The sequence below is a fragment of the Clostridium carnis genome, assembly GCF_054657435.1.
Map to the genome: position 1 here is coordinate 754,585 of NZ_BAAHYS010000001.1, position 16,381 is coordinate 770,965.

Genomic DNA, 16,381 nt, shown 5'->3' on the forward strand with positions numbered 1-16,381 from the left:
ACTATACCTCCAAACTTTCTATTTCTTTTATTGCTAAATCTCTTTGCTCATCATTAGGTGCTTGTCCATGCCAGCCTGCTTGGTTTTCCATAAAGCTAACACCTTTTCCTTTTATTGTTTTAGCTATTATCATAACTGGCTTATCCTTTACTTCATCTGCAGCCTTAAAAGCTTTATCTATTTCCTCATAATTATGTCCATCACAAGAAAGTACATGCCATCCAAAGCTTTCAAACTTTTCTTTTACTGGAGATATCCTCATTACATCATCATTTTTACCATCTATTTGAAGTCCATTATAATCTAAAATTGCTACTAAATTATTTAGTTTATAGTGAGCTGCACACATTGTAGCTTCCCAAACTAATCCTTCTTGTATTTCTCCATCACCTAAAAGACAATATACTTTGCTATTTTCATTAGATAACCTTAGTCCTAAAGCCATACCAACAGCATTTGATATACCTTGTCCTAACGATCCTGTTGATACATCTACTCCTGGTACATGTTTTGAATCTGGATGACCTTGTAATAATGCTCCTGTTTTTCTTAAACCATTGAATTCTATTTTATTAAAAAAACCTTTTTCTCCAAGAACACTATAAAGAGCTGGAGCTGCATGTCCTTTTGATAAAACAAATCTATCTCTACTTTCCATTTTAGGATAATTAACATCTATATTCATTTTTTCGAAAAATAGATATGTTATTATATCTGCACAAGATAATGATCCACCTGGATGTCCTGATTTTGCACTATGAATCATGTCTATAATATTCTTTCTAACTTCTTTAGATGTATTTATTAAAAGATTTTTATTCAATTCTATTTTCCCTCCCCTTTATCTAATGCATTTTGAAATTTACTATTCATAAATTCTCTTGTATTTTTAATAACCTCTTTCCAATTATCATTTCCAACATACCAAAATTCTGCTGTAAACTTTCTAACTCCAAGGTTCCATGAGGTTTTTATTATTTCTTCAAAATTTACATGACCTGTACCAAATGTTATTTCTCTAAACTTTCCTGGTACTGTTTCTTTTAAATGTACAGCTGCTAAATGTCCCTTTCCAGTAATAAAATCATCACAAGCTGTTTTATCACTATCTAATACTGCGTTTGTTACATTTCCACAGTCTGGATAGACTTGAAGATATGGAGAATTTATTAAATTAACATATTTTATAGCTTTTTCTACTGTATTTAAAAACTCTGTTTCCATAGTTTCAAAGGCTAATATTATTCCCTTTTTAGCTGCCATTTCCACTGATTTTTTTAGGTTTTCTAAAAATAATTCTCTAGTTTTTTTGCTACCTGCTTCATAATAAACATCATATCCAGCTATTTGAATTATTCTAATTCCAAGGTCATAAGCTAAATCTATAGCCTTTTCCATTATTTCTAAACCTTTATTTCTCGTTTCTTCATTTATACTTCCTAGTGGATATTTTCTATGCCCACTTAAACACATTGTTCTTATAGGAACTCCAACTTCAAACATAGCTTTTACTATTTCAAATTTTTCTTCCTTAGTCATATCAAGTCTTGATAATTTTTCATCTGTTTCATCTATGCTTATTTCCATATAATCAAAGCCACATTCTTTAGCACATTCTAGCTTTTCTTTAAAGGTTAATGTATTTGGCATTGATTTTTCATAAAGACCTAACATATAATCTTTTCTCATGTAAACTCCTCCTAAAGCTATGTTTTAATTTGTACCTTGACCATAGTAAGCATTTGGACCATGTTTTCTCATAAAATGCTTGTCCATAAGTTCTTGTGGCATTTTTTGAACATTATATCCTGTTAATACCTCTGTATTCCAAGCCATCATTGCAATTTCTTCTAATACTACTGCATTATGAACTGCATCGTTAGCATTTTTACCCCATGTAAATGGCCCATGATTTCTAACAAGTACTCCTGGTACAAATTCTGGATTTAAATTTTTAAAAGTTTCTACTATAACCTCTCCAGTGTTGTATTCATAATTAGTTCCTATTTCTTCTTTTGTCATTGCTCTTGTACATGGAACTTCATTATAGAAATAATCTGCTTGTGTAGTTCCATAAGGTACTACTCCTTTTCCAGCTTGAGCAAAGATTGTTGCCCATCTTGAATGTGTATGAACAACTCCACCTATATTTTTAAATTCTTTATAAAGTCTTACGTGAGTTGGTGTATCTGATGATGGTTTGTATTTTCCTTCTACAACATTTCCTTCAAGATCTACAACAACCATATCTTCTGGCTTCATTTCGCTATATTCCACACCTGAAGGTTTAATTACAACTAGTCCACTTTCTCTATCAATTGCCGAAACATTTCCCCATGTAAATGTAATTAAATTATATTTTGGAAGTAACATATTAGCTTCATAAACTTCTTTTTTTAAATTTTCTAACATAATTTTTCCTCCTTTTTATTTAAATCACCTATTTTTTTCCTAAATTTAGAGGTATAGAACTTTACTTATAAAAAAGCTCTTATACCCCCAAGTTTCATGTCTATTATTTTGTTACAAAGTATAGAGCTGCTTCTCCAAGTTCTCTATTTGCTGATATTATAATATCTCTATCTTCTTCATTTACTACAGCTACATTACTAGGTCCTACTCCAGCTTCTATAACTTGTGTTTTAAATGTAAGTTTTTCTTTATCTTCACATTGTATAATAAATAATTCTTTTTCATTTCTTCTGTAACCACCAATTATAGTTGGGATTCCTCTTAGTTTTCCTCCCCATACTACATGTCCAAAATCCATTTCCTTTGGATATTTATATACAACCTTATATTCACCATCAATTTTCTTATTAATTAAGAAGTTTCCTCCATGGAAGTCTTCTATTGTAACTAATTCATCTTCTCCATCTTCATCTATATCTACAACAGCTATATCACTTGTTGGTCTATTCATTATTTTTTCTACTAACCACTCTTCATTTTCACTTTGTGGTGGTGTTACTAAAAATACTCCTTCTTCTGAAGTAACTAAACCTGACATTTTTCCATTCCATGTTGTTCTACAATATCCATGATTTTTAGTTAAACCTTCTTTAATTACCTTAAATTCAAATGGAGTATTTAAATCCTCTGGAATTTCTGCTATATATATCTTACCTGGATTACTCCAATCATCTTTAAATTCCTTTGTTGTACATAAAGTTGCACCTAAGAAATAATGTTTATCTCCAGCTGTTAATATATCAAATCTGTGAAGATATGGCATTTTAAATAAAGTTTTAACCTCAAAAGCTCCATTTTCTGTTGGCTTTGCCCATACTATAGTTGCATTTTCTGATTGGAATGTTGGGAAAAAGTTTTGTACTGCTAAAAAGTCTCCATTTTTCCCTGGTACAGGTATCATTGACATTGTTCCACCTGGTCCATCCCATACTGTACTTTGCTTAAAGTCCTCTCCTGTATAGCTATAGCAAGGTCCTTCTCCTTCTGTTGCTAATAAAATATGTCTTTCTCCATTTACAACTGTACTACTTGTTGCATAACATCTATGCAAATTAGTAAGAAACTTCTTTTCAAACTTCATATTCCTTCCCCCTATATTACTACTATTTCTATAGCTTACCTTTAGCTATTACTTTTTATTAACTACTTGATCCATAATTTTTTGTTCTATTTCTTGTTCTGATAATAAATTTCTTAAACCTATAACTATAGTTCCTGCTTCCTCTGCTCTCTTAAAGTTTGATTTTAAAGCATCTGAGCAAAATACTACATCATAATTAACTGCTTGTGTTTTTGCTTCCCCTACACTTGAGTGCTTTATAGTCACTTGAATATTTAACTTTTTAAATATCTTTTCAATTTTCATCTTTATAATTTGACTTGACCCCATTCCACTTCCACATGCTGCTATAACTTTTAACATAATATATCCCTCCAAAATTCATTTCTTATTTTTAAAATTATTTATGTAAATTATATTGTTTTCAAATTTAATTTTTATAATTTTACTAACCACAACCCTTTAGGATTTAAACCTTAAAATAAAGTGCCATAATATCAAAGGAGTATTTGATTGTGGTTAGCATTAAAGTATTAATAGCTTATAATTTTTACTATTAATGAAAGATAACTAATTTTTATTGTTATTTTTATCATTAATTACTGATTATTATTCATAAAACTTATATTTAAGCTTGTTCTTGAAGATATTCTTCATAATTTTCTGCTAATTTAAAGTAGCCTTTTTTATTTTTTCTATATTGAATTTGTGGTATAGCTAGTAATGCTATTATTGCAATACCAACACCTACATATTGTAGTTTATCCATTAATAACCCAATTACTGGCCAAACTGTTGCAAAGTCAAAGTTTCCATGCCATCCCCCAAATTGTGCTAACTTAAAGTAGTGTGCCGCAAATGCTCCACCTAAAACTTGAATTACTCCTGATGCAAAAGGAATAATCATTGCTGCTCTTAATCCACCTTTTTTATTTGCAAATACTGCGAAGGTAGCATTATCAAAGAATACTGGAACGAAACCAGTTATTATTAATACTGGACTATTAAAGACTACAAGTCCTAGTATTGCTATAAATTGACCAATTGCTCCAAATATGAAACCAATTGTTACTGCATTTGGATGTCCAAATCCATATACTGCTGCACAGTCTACAGCTGGCATTGAACCTGGAAGAATTCTATTTGATATACCTTGGAATGATTCTGTAAGCTCTGATACGAACATTCTAACTCCAAGTTGTAATATACTTAAATAAACTGCAAAGTTAAGAGATTTTTCTATTACATAGAAGAAGAAACTTCTATCTGCCTTAAATCCTTTGTCTATTTCATGTAATAAATCTGGTCCTAATATAGCCATTATAATTCCAAAGAATATAATCATTAATGTACCAGTTGCGACAACGTTATCATTAAAGATTGATAAAAATCCTGGTAATTCTAAATCTTCAATTGATTTTTCTTTATTACCAATTTTACCTGCAATTTTATCTGTTAACCAAACTCCAAACATTTGTTGGTGTCCTATTGCAAAGCCACCACCTTCTGTAAGTTCTTGACATGCTTCAACTGTAAGATTTGATGAAACAGCCCAATAAGTACCTAAAAGTAATCCAAGCATTATTACTACTTTTGTATCTTGTAATTGTGGGAAACAGAAAAGTACTAACCATAAAACTGTTGATGATTGTTGAACCATTATATGTCCTGTAATAAATACTGTTCTAACTTTAGTTACCTTTCTAAATAATACAAGTACTATGTTAAATATAAATGCTACAAGTAATACAAGCATCATCATTGAGAAGGATCTTCCTACACTCTCAACTGCTGATTGTGCTGCTGTTTGACCAAAGTATGGGTCAATAACTGCGGCTGTCAAATTAAAACGATCTTTTAATCCTGCAAGTATTGGACGGAAATTGCTAACTAATCCTGATGCTGCAACATTAAGTATTAAATAACCAACTGTTGCTTTAATAAATCCAGCGAAGGCTTCATATATTGGCCTTCTTAATAATAGATACCCTATAAGTACGATAAATCCAACGAAGAAAGCAGGTTGAGTTAAGATATTAATTTGGAAAAAGCTCCAAATTGAAATTAAAAAATCCATAAATTTTCCTCCTTTATAAATCTATTAAAAATTCTTCAATTGAAAAATTTTATAATAACATTTTTAAATCTTCTACTGACTTTGCCTCTAATAATTTACTTACAACATCTTGATCCTCTACAAGTTCACACATTCCCACTAAGTTTTGCATATGTTTATCATTATCTGTTGATGCTAATACAAAAAATAATCTTGCATCTTGTTCTGGATCTTCACTAAAATGTACTGGTTTATCTGTTTTCATAAAGCAAATTGCTGTTTCATTAACTCCTACCCCTTCTTGAGCATGAGGAATGCATATATTAGGTGCAATTACTATATAAGGACCAAACTTTTTAACATTTGCAATAATTGAGTCTACATAGCTTTTTTCTATTACACCTTCTTCTATTAAAGGTTTACATGCAGCCCCTACTGCATCTTCCCAATTATTAAATTCTTTATGGAATGAATATCTTTTTTTATCTATTAACTCTTTAAGCATGTCATTACTCCTTTTTTCATTGTAAGCTAGAATAAATCTAGCTTACAATTTTTAAAATAGTGATGGTTTATAAAAATGAATTATATGGAGTGTTTATATCCACGGAGAAGCAATCATCAAATCCTCTTGGATAGTGATATTCTCTATTATCCTTATCCATTGGATAAACAAATTTTCCACCTACTTGCCAAATATATGGTGTGAATTTGTATTGTAATCTATATTTCTTCATATCGTATAAAGCTAATATTTCATTAGTATCGGCTTGGAAGTTAGACCAAATATCGTGATGGAATGGAATAACAACCTTTGTGTTTAATCCTTCTGCCATTCTTAATATATCAACTGATGTCATTTTATCTGTAATTCCTCTTGGGTTTTCACCATATGATCCTAATGCTACATCGATTTTGTGGTCATTTCCATGTTTTGCATAGTAATTAGAATAATGTGAATCTCCTGAGTGATATATATTTCCACCTGGAGTTTTAATTAAATAGTTTACAGCCTTTTGATCCATATCTATTGGCATTGTTCCTACTAAGTTTCCCTTTGGAGGAGCTGTTATTAGTGCTGTTCTATCAAATGATTCTAAAGCAACTAATTCTATATCCTTAACCTTAACTGTATCTCCTGGTTTAACTACTATACATCTTTCTTTTGGAACTCCCCATCCAATCCATTTATCTACACAAGCTTGTGGTCCTATAAATGGAACTGATGGATCACAATTTTGCATTACAGCTGCTGCAACGTTTACATCAATGTGATCGTTATGATCATGAGTGGAAACTACAGCATCAATTTGTTTTATAGCAAATGGATCTAATACAAAAGGTGAAACTCTTAAATTAGGTTGTAACTTCTTACCTCCACACATTCTTGCCATTTGATGTTCTGGATCTATGTAAGGATTCTTTTTACTCTTCTTTCCACTTCCACACCAGAAATCTATACATATATTTGTGCTTCCTTCAGTTTTAACCCATATTCCTGTACAACCTAGCCACCACATTGCAAATGTTCCTGGTTTTACAACTTCTTGTTCAATTTCTTCATTTAACCATGTTCCCCATTCTGGAAAAGTATTTAATACCCATGATTCTCTTGTAATTTTTTCTACTTGTGACATTTTTATACCTCCTAAGATTTATATATATTTATGTTTGTTAATTTTTCTTTAATTTTTTGCTTGTCCATGTTTATATAATAATCTATATTTTCAGAAAAATCAATAGTTTTTTTATTTTCTTTTTGTTTTAATTGATTTTTTATGTTCATTTGAATTATAATGTAAATATAAATCAATCATTTATGATTATTTTATATTTTATTGTTCATTAAATGATTGTTTAGTAAACATAATTGTTCATTTAAATTATTAAATACTTTCTTAGGGGGATTGTTTATGTATAAAAAATCAAAATACTCTTTAAGTCCTAAAGGAAAAACTTATTTTAATTATTGTATCTATGGAGTTTTTGTTATTTATGTTTTATACCTAGCATTTAATTCTAATACATCTTATATAAGAGCTTTTTACTTATTATTTGCAAGTATCATTTCAACATTTGTTTTTTTACATGAATATTTAAATATATTGTATAAAAAGGCTATAGAAAAACTTACAATAGAATGTGACCCTATAGTCGGCTTGGAAATTTCATCTAAAATAGAAAGACTTGATATTTTTAAAAGCTATAAAAAAAGTTTATTAGTTTTTAAACTTCTAGCTTATAGTGATTTAAATAGATATGAAGATATCTTAGAGCTTCTTAATAAAGCAACAATAAAGCCTTTTAGCTCTTCTTATGATTTGCTTTTAATTTATTATTATAGCTTATTTTTATCATATATAAGTCTTGATGATAGGAAAAATGTTAAAGAATATTATAAAAAATGTATAGAACTTCAAAATAAAGGCTCTGGAAAAAATAAAATAGCTCCTATACTTTCTTGGAATGAAATAAAAGCTATTTATTATATTTATCAACAAGATTATATTTTAGCTAAAAAGTACCTTAGAAAGGTTAATATATCTCAATTAAATAATAGAGAAAAATATTTACATTTAATGAATTTATCTCTGCTTGAGGTCTATGATAATAACTTCAATGGTGCTAAAATTTATTTAGAAGAAATAATTATCGGCGCAAATAAGATGCAAATTAAAGAAAAAGCTAAGCTTATTTTTAAAATACAACCGAAAAGATTGGAGGATATAAATGAAAGACTTGTATAACTCACTATCATTACGTCAACAAAAGATAATGGATTATTTAAATGAACATAAAGAGGCAAAAACTGAAGAATTATCAGAACTATTTAATACCTCATCTATTACAATTAGAAGAGATTTAAAAGATTTAGAGGCAGCTGGTTTAGTGCTTCGTTACTATGGTGGAGTAAGAACCTTAAAACCAGAAACAATTACAGATAATGAACTATTAGAAATAAAAAAACAAGCTATTGCAAAGTATGCGGCATCATTAGTTGAAGATGGAGATACTATTTTTATTAATTCCAGCTCAACTGCTATTTCAATATTAGATTATTTGGGAAATAAACGCGTTACAGTTGTAACAAATAATGGTAAATCTTTGCAAAAGGATTTAGATTCAAACATATACTTAGTTTTAACTGGTGGCGAGGTTTATGGAAGAAAACAATCTATGGTAGGGGACTTAGCTATGCAGGTTTTATCTAATATAACTGCTACTAAATGTTTTGTTGGAGTTTCTGGAATTCAGCATGATTCTGGTATTAGCACTTCCGTACTACAGGAAACTACTATAAATAAAGAAATGATAAATCGTTGTACTGGCCCTGTTTATGTAGTTACAACAAGCTCTAAGCTTGGAATACATCACAACTTCTCAAGTGGTAATATTTCAGATGTTGATTACCTTATTACAGATTTAGATGCAGATTCAAAAGAAATAAATGCTTTAAATAAAGCCGGAGTTCAATCAATATTAATAGATTATAATGAGGATACTATTTAAAATAGTATCCTTCCTTCTATAAAATAATTACTAAAAAAATAAAAAATAGCACTACAATTGATTTCTCAAGTGTAATGCTATTTTTTTGTTTTTCTATAACTTAAATATTTTTTCTCTATTGTTTACAACGTTCTTAGTAGCGTTTCTTGTATCATATACAACTTTTGCTCTACTTACTATTTCATCATAATCATATGCACTATGGTTTGTAGTAATAACAACTATATCTGAATCGTCAATTACTTCTTTCCAATCTACTGAATAGTACTTTTTACCTTTGTATTTAGCTACTTCACAATGAGGATCGTTAACTATAACTTCTGCACCATTCTTTTCTAGTAATTCTATAACTTTAAATGATGGTGATTCTCTATAATCATCGATATCATTCTTATAAGCTAATCCCATAACTAATACTTTAGCACCATTTAATGCTTTTTTATGTTTGTTTAATATCTTCATGATATTTTCTAAAACAAAGTCTGGCATTGAATCATTTATTATTCCTGATGTTTCTATAAGTTTAGTATGGTAATCATATTCTTTAGCCTTCCATTCTAAGTAGAAAGGATCTAGTGGAATACAGTGTCCACCAAGTCCTGGACCTGGGTAAAATGGCATAAATCCGTATGGCTTAGTTTTTGCTGCATCTATAACTTCCCATACATCTATTCCCATTCTATTACATAAGATAGCCATTTCATTAGCTAATCCAATGTTTATATTTCTAAAAGTGTTTTCTAGAATTTTTTCCATTTCAGCTACTGCTGGTGAAGAAACTCTATGTATTTCACCTTCTAATACATTTTCATATAATGCTGCTGCAATTTCTGTACAAGCTTCTGTACATCCACCAACAACCTTTGGTGTATTTTTTGTGTTAAAGCTCTTATTACCTGGATCAACTCTTTCTGGTGAGAATGCTAGGAAGAAATCTTCTCCACACTTTAATCCACTTTCTTCTAATATTGGCTTTAATACTTCTTCAGTAGTACCTGGATAAGTAGTACTTTCAAGTATTATTATCATACCCTTATGCATGTATTTAGCTACATCTTTAGTTGAGTTAACAACATATGATAAATCTGGTTGCTTATATAAATCAAGTGGAGTTGGTACACATATACAAACTGTATCTACTTCTTTTATAAAGCTAAAATCTGTTGTAGCCTTTAAAGCACCTTTTTGAGTTAATTCTTTTAATTCTGCATCAACAACATCACCAATATAGTTTTCTCCATTGTTAACCATATTTACTTTTTCATCTTGAACATCAAAACCTATTGTTTGGTACCCAGCATTAGCTTTTTCTACTGCTAAAGGTAATCCAACATAACCTAATCCAACAACACCTACTTTAGCTGTTTTATCATTTATCTTTTTTAATAATTCTTCTCTTAAAGTTGACATACTTATTCCTCCAATTCTTTAATGGAAATACATTTAATTACTTAATGCTATTTATAATATATTTAACTTGTTCTTCTGTAAGTTCTGGATATACTGGTATAGCAAATGTTCTATGTGAAAGATATTCTGAAACTGGCATATCCCCTTCTTTATATCCTAAATTCTTATAAACCTTTTGAAGATGTAGAGGTACTGGATAGTAAACTCCAGTTGCAATTCCTGCATCCTTTAACTTAGCTATAACTTCTTCTCTATTTTCTGATTGTAGTATATACATATGATATACATGTTCATTTTCTTCTTTACAAATTGGAGTTACTAAATCTTCATTTTGTAAAGCTTCATTGTATATATTAACTATTTCTCTTCTCTTTGCATTCCAACCATCTATTTCTTTTAACTTTACTCTTAAAATAGCAGCTTGCATAGCATCTAATCTTGAATTATATCCAATTAAATAATTGTAGTATTTTAAAGGATTATAAACTGTATCGTTTGCTCCTTCTGCCTTTTTTATTTCTTCTTCTATATTATTTAATAAATTATATGCTTTTTGACCATTTTCTCCACTTCCATGAGCCTTTAATGCTCTTGCAATAGTAGCAATTTTATCATTATCTGTTACTATCATTCCGCCATCGCCAGCACAACCTAGATTTTTAGTTGGGAAAAATGAGAAGCAAGCAACATCTCCAAGAGAACCTATTTTTCTTCCCTTGTATTTCCCTCCTATAGCTTGACAAGCATCTTCTATTACTAGTAAGTTATGCTTTTTAGCTATTTCATTTATTGTATCCATTTCTGCTGATTGACCAAATATATGAACTGGCATTATTGCCTTTGTTTTTGAAGTTATCTTTTCTTCTATTTTAGTTACATCTATATTAAAAGTTTCTTTTTCTGCGTCTACAAATACTGGAATAGCTCCTACTGCTGAAATACTTTCTGCTGTAGCAAAGAATGTAAATGGTGAAGTTATAACCTCATCTCCTTCTCCTATTCCCATAGCTTTTAGTGCAATTACTAAAGCATCTGTTCCATTTCCTACTGATATAGCGTGTTTTACACCTATAAATTCTGCAAATTCTTTTTCAAATTCTATTACATTTTTACCCATTATATAATTAGCAGATGAAAGAACATCAAGTGTTGCTTTACTTAATTCTTCTGCTAAAGATTCATATTGAGCTTTTAAATCTATTAAAGGTATATTCATTATTATACGCTCCTTTTATTATTCTAATTTATAGAAAACTAACATTAATATTTTACCACAATTATTGTCATATACAAACTTTTTTAGATTAATTTTATTATAATCTTGTCTATTTTAGTAGTAAATATACTATTTATTAATTGAAATGCACCACAAATTTTAATAATATTTGCGGTGCACCTTAAATTAGTATTCATCTTAACAAAATATATTTTTTACTTCTTTAATTAATTCTTTTGCTATAAACTCTGCATCCTCTAATGCTAATGTACTGTATACTGGTAATGTTATTTCATTAATATACTGTGCATAAGCATTTGGATAGTCTTCCATCTTATATCCTAAATTTTTATATAAAGTAAACATAGGTAATGGCTTATAATGAACATTAGTTGAAATTCCTTTTTCAGCTAATCTCTCAATTAATGTATTTCTTTGTGTTTCTGTAAAGTCTTTTATTCTTAATGTGTATAAATGATATGAAGTTTCTGTTCCCTCATCATTTCTTGAAAAAGGAATTATTGCAAAATCTTCTTTTTCAAGTATATTTGTATAAGTATCAAATATAGCTCTTCTATGCTTTAACATATTTTCATATCTTGTAAGCTGAACTCTTCCTATAGCTGCATTTATATCTGTCATATTACATTTGAAACCATCTGTAATTATATCATAGTCCCAAGCTCCAGCTTTCATCTTTGCTAACGCATCCTTTGATTGACCATGTAATGATGTAAATTTAAGGTCTTGAAGTAAGTTTTCTTTTCCTTTAAAGTTATTATCATTGTAAGTTATTGCTCCACCTTCAGATGTTGTAAAGTTTTTAACTGCATGGAAAGAAAAGGTATGGAAATCACATTGTGCTCCAACTCTTTGACCTTTATACTTAGCTCCAAATGAATGGGCTGAATCTATTAATAATATTATATCTTCTCTATTTTTTTCTTTTAAAACAGCTTTTATTGCATCGTAGTCACATGGAACTCCACCAAGATCTACTGGCATAATAACTTTTGTTTTATCTGTAATTAACTCTTTTAATTTTTCTAAATCCATAAAGAAAGAATCTTTTGCTACATCACAAAAAATTGGCTTTATACCTCTATGAACTGCAACGCTTGCTGTTGCTGTATATGTGTAAGGAGTTGTTATTATTTCATCTCCCTCTTTTATATCAAAGACTTTTAATATAAGCTCCATTGCTGCTGTAGCACTATTTAATGCTATAGCTTTATTAGCTTCACAATACTCTGCTAATTCCTCCTCAAATTTTGCTAAAGTTGGACCTGATGTTATCCAACCTGATCTTAAAACCTCAGCAACTGCATTTACTTCTGCTTCAGTTATATCTGGAGGAGAAAATGGTATTTTTCTTATATTATCCATAATATTTCATCCCTTTCAACTACTATCTAATAACGTTATTTACCATTATACATTTTTAAAATTTAATAGTCTAGCAGTTTTATAAAATGTAAGATAATCTTAAAATAAAAAGCCTTGAAATTTTAATTAATTTCAAGGCTTTTTATTCTAAAATATATAACAATTAGCTTATTGAGTTCTACTTAATAAATCTCTTAAGCTTTCTACTACATTTTGTGCTACTCCATATCCTGCTTGTACTATTACATTTGTGCTTCTTTTTGAAAGTATATCTCTTTGCATAGGTGTTAATTCATTTCCAGCAAGAACTACTGGTGAATTATTTAATGCAGCTATTGGTCCTGAGCTTAATGCATCCACTAATCCAAGTCCTTTTGCTAAATATACTTTTTCTGTTACATTTCCATAGAATCTTTCAATAACGCTAGCATTTGTTTCGTATCTACTTCTTCCGCCTAATCTATTTCCTCCAATGTTTTGTGCTGTAATTCCATTTATTATATTTAAAACATTATCAGTTAAAACTCCTGTTCCACCAACTAAGAAAGCATTATTCAAGCTTTCAGCTTTTAACCAATTATATACATTGCTTGGTACATTGTTGGCTTCTACTAGAATTATAGGCATTTTATCTCTTCCTGATACTGGTGCTATAGATAAAGCATCTGCTTCTCCAACTCCATTAGTTACTACTATATTTTCTACATCATAACAATTTTCATCTATATATTTTGCTACAAATAATGAAGTATCATATCTATTAGCTCCACCAAGTCTAGTTATTTTAGCAATTCCTAAATTACGTAATTCATTTTCAACATTTTGATTTATTACACCAGTTCCTCCAACTAAAATAACACTTCTAGCACCTAATCTTCTTATTTCATTTTTAGTTACCTCTGGAATAGTATTAGTTTCAGTTAATAATAATGGTGCCTTATGATATGATGCAATCGGAGTTGCAGTAAGTCCATCTGCTAATGCATATCCATTTGCAATAACTACTGTTTCTGCATTATTAAAAGCACTTTTACTTAATTCAACTGCAGTATCATATCTCTTACTTCCACCTCTTACATCTACTTGTGGTTTAAATACATTTATTAAACTAATATTTGAAGAAGCTATATATGCTTTTTCATTCCAATTATAGTTTCCATGATATTTACCATCTGTAACAGGTGTATTTCTTTCTGGATATATTTCGTAAGAACTTCTTCCACTTATGTTAACTTGTCCAATATTAGAAATAATAAAAGGAGTGTTTATATATCCACCATATGCACTTGTATCATTTGTAACATTATATAATAATGTACCATTACCATTTACAACGCTATTATTAGATCTTGCCATACCAATTTGATAAGCATTAGTATCTTTTAAATTATTTACCCCACCAGATAGATATTTATCTATTCCATGGGCATAGCTTGCTGCTTTTTCTCCCCAAAATGGGTCTGATGCATATTTTACATTGGCTCCTCTATATTTATTTCCTAAATACCCACCAAAATATCTCCAGTCAGCTGGATCTGAGTATCCTCTTGATATATAATCTCTAGTAAAATCTAGTACAGAATCTCCTGGTGTTCCATATGATGAAGCTCCATCTGTATTTGAGTCAAATGCTTTTATTCCAAATAAGTTGTTTTTACTTTGAGAAATTATAGACATTCCCCAACCTGATTCATTAATAGCAACTCCTAATGTTAAAAGTGCATTTACTCCATATCTGTTTTCTGCATCCTTTAAAGCTCCACCAATATTTCTTAGCTTAGAATTTCCTTGTGCATTATCATTAATATATCTATTTAAGTCATCTGCTGAATAATTAGTTTTACTTCTAAAAGGTAGTGTATTGTAATATAAATAATGTGGATTACCAGAATTTACTGAGTTATTTCTATTTCCAGCTTTATAGTCATTTATTAAGTTATTAAGTCCATTTTCTATATTGCTTCCATCATAAAAATGTATTCCATCATAACTTAAGTACTTAACACCTTGTCTTAAATAGCTTGGTGCTTTTCCTACGATAATGCTATGACCTTTATTTCCTTTTAAATCACTACTTATATAATGATATAATTCTCCATTATTTACACTATAGTAACTTGGATTAGTTACTTGATTTAGTGGAACTACAATAATATCATAGTTTCCTGAAGCTACATTTTTGTTCATCCAACCTTCAAAGCCACTAATTAAAACTTTTGCAGAATTACCTGCATCTTCTAATATAGGTACATCATCAACATATCCTTGATTAACATAAGTAAATGCTTTTGAAAGTGATGAATCAGTATATACATTACTGTTTCCTGAGACATTAGTTCCATCTTGATATTTTATAACTCTAGCCATTGAATTAGTTGAATAAACAACTTGTCCTAAATTGTTAACTACAGCTGGAAGTACATCTTCTGGTATATTTGACACAGATTTAGTTTTTGCTGCATCTATAGCCGAATCTAATGTATCAAAAGAATTTACATATGAATAACTTCCATCATTATATGATAAAGCTAATTCATAATTTGATTTTGTCATTGGCTCTAAAAGTGTAAGTTCTTCAAGTGCTTCTCTTTTAAGCTTAAACTCTATACGATTTTCCTCATCGTTTGCTACTTCTGAATATGCCATTGGCATAATAACTGGAACTTTTTTAGAAGTATATTTTTTCCCTTCAAAGCTTTGAGACTTGTCTTCTTTTTTTGATTCTAATTTTGTTGCGTCTTGTACTGGATTTGTTTCTGATTTTACTTCTTCTTTTGCCTCTTGCTTTATTTCAGATTTTACTTCTTCAACTTTTTCATTTTTAATTTCAGTATTTTCTTTTGTAGCTTCATTAAGTTTTTGGTCCTTTTCTTGAGATTGCGTATTTGGGTTTTCCACACTTTTTTCTTCATTTTTCGTGGGACTCCCCAATTCTTGTTGAGTCTTATCAAGATTTTTATTATCTACAGATTCAACTTGAGTTTTTTCCTGCTGAGCCATTGAATTCACATCATTTGTAATTGCTTTTGCAGTTACATTAGGTAGCATAATTGCTAAAACTAACATCTGTGCCACTATTCTTTTTAAATTTTTTAACGACACAGTTCTCACCTCCTTTTTCCTCCTTTTTAGATTACCAATTTTAATTTGTTTTTTCAACTTAATATGAAATAATTTAAGAATTTATAAACTATTTTTAAATTACTTTTTTAATACAACTTTAGTATATTAAACTTAAAAAGAGATAAAATTACAATATTCCTTGATTTAT

General features: G+C 29.5%; 15 protein-coding genes. 2 read left to right on the forward strand and 13 right to left on the reverse strand.

The genetic code is table 11. The features are described 5' to 3' along the window. Nucleotide 1 precedes the first annotated feature (1 nt). The 9 genes from ACYQ1T_RS03635 to ACYQ1T_RS03675 form a co-directional block, all read right to left on the reverse strand. Nucleotides 2-823 (reverse strand): transketolase, encoded by an 822-nt coding sequence (locus ACYQ1T_RS03635; protein ID WP_459831902.1) that lies wholly within the window; start codon nucleotides 821-823, stop codon nucleotides 2-4. A 2-nt stretch (nucleotides 824-825) separates the two neighbouring features. Beyond that, a complete protein-coding gene (locus tag ACYQ1T_RS03640; RefSeq protein WP_459831905.1) occupies nucleotides 826-1,689 on the reverse strand; it encodes an L-ribulose-5-phosphate 3-epimerase in 864 nt (287 codons plus the stop codon). A gap of 24 nt (nucleotides 1,690-1,713) precedes the next feature. After that, nucleotides 1,714-2,412: an L-ribulose-5-phosphate 4-epimerase gene (gene araD, locus ACYQ1T_RS03645; RefSeq protein ID WP_459831907.1), complete on the reverse strand. Its 699-nt coding sequence runs from the start codon at nucleotides 2,410-2,412 to the stop codon at nucleotides 1,714-1,716. Between the two features lie 103 nt (nucleotides 2,413-2,515). Further along, on the reverse strand, nucleotides 2,516-3,553 hold the full coding sequence (locus ACYQ1T_RS03650; RefSeq protein ID WP_459831910.1) for a hypothetical protein: 1,038 nt from the start codon (nucleotides 3,551-3,553) through the stop codon (nucleotides 2,516-2,518). Between the two features lie 48 nt (nucleotides 3,554-3,601). After that, nucleotides 3,602-3,895 (reverse strand): PTS sugar transporter subunit IIB, encoded by a 294-nt coding sequence (locus ACYQ1T_RS03655; protein WP_459831912.1) that lies wholly within the window; start codon nucleotides 3,893-3,895, stop codon nucleotides 3,602-3,604. A gap of 265 nt (nucleotides 3,896-4,160) precedes the next feature. Beyond that, on the reverse strand, nucleotides 4,161-5,609 hold the full coding sequence (gene ulaA / locus ACYQ1T_RS03660; protein ID WP_459831918.1) for a PTS ascorbate transporter subunit IIC: 1,449 nt from the start codon (nucleotides 5,607-5,609) through the stop codon (nucleotides 4,161-4,163). A 49-nt stretch (nucleotides 5,610-5,658) separates the two neighbouring features. Then, a complete protein-coding gene (locus ACYQ1T_RS03665) occupies nucleotides 5,659-6,093 on the reverse strand; it encodes a PTS sugar transporter subunit IIA (protein ID WP_459831921.1) in 435 nt (144 codons plus the stop codon). Between the two features lie 67 nt (nucleotides 6,094-6,160). Next, nucleotides 6,161-7,225: an L-ascorbate 6-phosphate lactonase gene (gene ulaG, locus ACYQ1T_RS03670; protein WP_459831923.1), complete on the reverse strand. Its 1,065-nt coding sequence runs from the start codon at nucleotides 7,223-7,225 to the stop codon at nucleotides 6,161-6,163. 11 nt (nucleotides 7,226-7,236) lie between these two features. After that, on the reverse strand, nucleotides 7,237-7,374 hold the full coding sequence (locus tag ACYQ1T_RS03675) for a hypothetical protein (RefSeq protein WP_459831926.1): 138 nt from the start codon (nucleotides 7,372-7,374) through the stop codon (nucleotides 7,237-7,239). A 127-nt stretch (nucleotides 7,375-7,501) separates the two neighbouring features. On the opposite strand from ACYQ1T_RS03675, the gene ACYQ1T_RS03680 reads away from it, so the two are divergent. Further along, nucleotides 7,502-8,335 (forward strand): hypothetical protein, encoded by an 834-nt coding sequence (locus ACYQ1T_RS03680; protein ID WP_459831928.1) that lies wholly within the window; start codon nucleotides 7,502-7,504, stop codon nucleotides 8,333-8,335. Continuing rightward, the gene (locus tag ACYQ1T_RS03685) at nucleotides 8,319-9,098 is read left to right on the forward strand and encodes a DeoR/GlpR family DNA-binding transcription regulator (RefSeq protein ID WP_459831930.1); all 780 of its coding nucleotides are present in this window, start codon (nucleotides 8,319-8,321) and stop codon (nucleotides 9,096-9,098) included. Before ACYQ1T_RS03680 ends, ACYQ1T_RS03685 begins: the two co-directional genes overlap by 17 nt. A gap of 93 nt (nucleotides 9,099-9,191) precedes the next feature. On the opposite strand, the gene ACYQ1T_RS03690 is transcribed toward ACYQ1T_RS03685, so the two are convergent. From ACYQ1T_RS03690 to ACYQ1T_RS03705, 4 genes are all read right to left on the reverse strand, one after another. Next, nucleotides 9,192-10,508: a nucleotide sugar dehydrogenase gene (locus tag ACYQ1T_RS03690; RefSeq protein WP_459831932.1), complete on the reverse strand. Its 1,317-nt coding sequence runs from the start codon at nucleotides 10,506-10,508 to the stop codon at nucleotides 9,192-9,194. Nucleotides 10,509-10,545: 37 nt separating this feature from the next. Further along, a complete protein-coding gene (locus tag ACYQ1T_RS03695; protein ID WP_459831934.1) occupies nucleotides 10,546-11,724 on the reverse strand; it encodes a DegT/DnrJ/EryC1/StrS family aminotransferase in 1,179 nt (392 codons plus the stop codon). Between the two features lie 198 nt (nucleotides 11,725-11,922). Then, nucleotides 11,923-13,101: a DegT/DnrJ/EryC1/StrS family aminotransferase gene (locus ACYQ1T_RS03700; protein ID WP_459836441.1), complete on the reverse strand. Its 1,179-nt coding sequence runs from the start codon at nucleotides 13,099-13,101 to the stop codon at nucleotides 11,923-11,925. Nucleotides 13,102-13,278: 177 nt separating this feature from the next. Continuing rightward, entirely contained in the window at nucleotides 13,279-16,212 is a 2,934-nt protein-coding gene (locus ACYQ1T_RS03705) for a cell wall-binding repeat-containing protein (protein WP_459831936.1), read from the reverse strand. Between the last annotated feature and the right edge of the window lie 169 nt (nucleotides 16,213-16,381).

Excerpts from the sequence above, each read along its gene's own strand:
- ACYQ1T_RS03665 (WP_459831921.1), bottom strand. The coding sequence starts at position 6,093 with ATGCTTAAAGAGTTAATAGATAAAAAAAGATATTCATTCCATAAAGAA.
- ACYQ1T_RS03655 (WP_459831912.1), bottom strand. The coding sequence starts at position 3,895 with ATGTTAAAAGTTATAGCAGCATGTGGAAGTGGAATGGGGTCAAGTCAA.
- ulaA (WP_459831918.1), bottom strand. The coding sequence starts at position 5,609 with ATGGATTTTTTAATTTCAATTTGGAGCTTTTTCCAAATTAATATCTTA.
- araD (WP_459831907.1), bottom strand. The coding sequence starts at position 2,412 with ATGTTAGAAAATTTAAAAAAAGAAGTTTATGAAGCTAATATGTTACTT.
- ACYQ1T_RS03640 (WP_459831905.1), bottom strand. The coding sequence starts at position 1,689 with ATGAGAAAAGATTATATGTTAGGTCTTTATGAAAAATCAATGCCAAAT.
- ulaG (WP_459831923.1), bottom strand. The coding sequence starts at position 7,225 with ATGTCACAAGTAGAAAAAATTACAAGAGAATCATGGGTATTAAATACT.
- ACYQ1T_RS03685 (WP_459831930.1), top strand. The coding sequence starts at position 8,319 with ATGAAAGACTTGTATAACTCACTATCATTACGTCAACAAAAGATAATG.
- ACYQ1T_RS03675 (WP_459831926.1), bottom strand. The coding sequence starts at position 7,374 with ATGAACATAAAAAATCAATTAAAACAAAAAGAAAATAAAAAAACTATT.
- ACYQ1T_RS03690 (WP_459831932.1), bottom strand. The coding sequence starts at position 10,508 with ATGTCAACTTTAAGAGAAGAATTATTAAAAAAGATAAATGATAAAACA.
- ACYQ1T_RS03695 (WP_459831934.1), bottom strand. The coding sequence starts at position 11,724 with ATGAATATACCTTTAATAGATTTAAAAGCTCAATATGAATCTTTAGCA.
- ACYQ1T_RS03680 (WP_459831928.1), top strand. The coding sequence starts at position 7,502 with ATGTATAAAAAATCAAAATACTCTTTAAGTCCTAAAGGAAAAACTTAT.
- ACYQ1T_RS03650 (WP_459831910.1), bottom strand. The coding sequence starts at position 3,553 with ATGAAGTTTGAAAAGAAGTTTCTTACTAATTTGCATAGATGTTATGCA.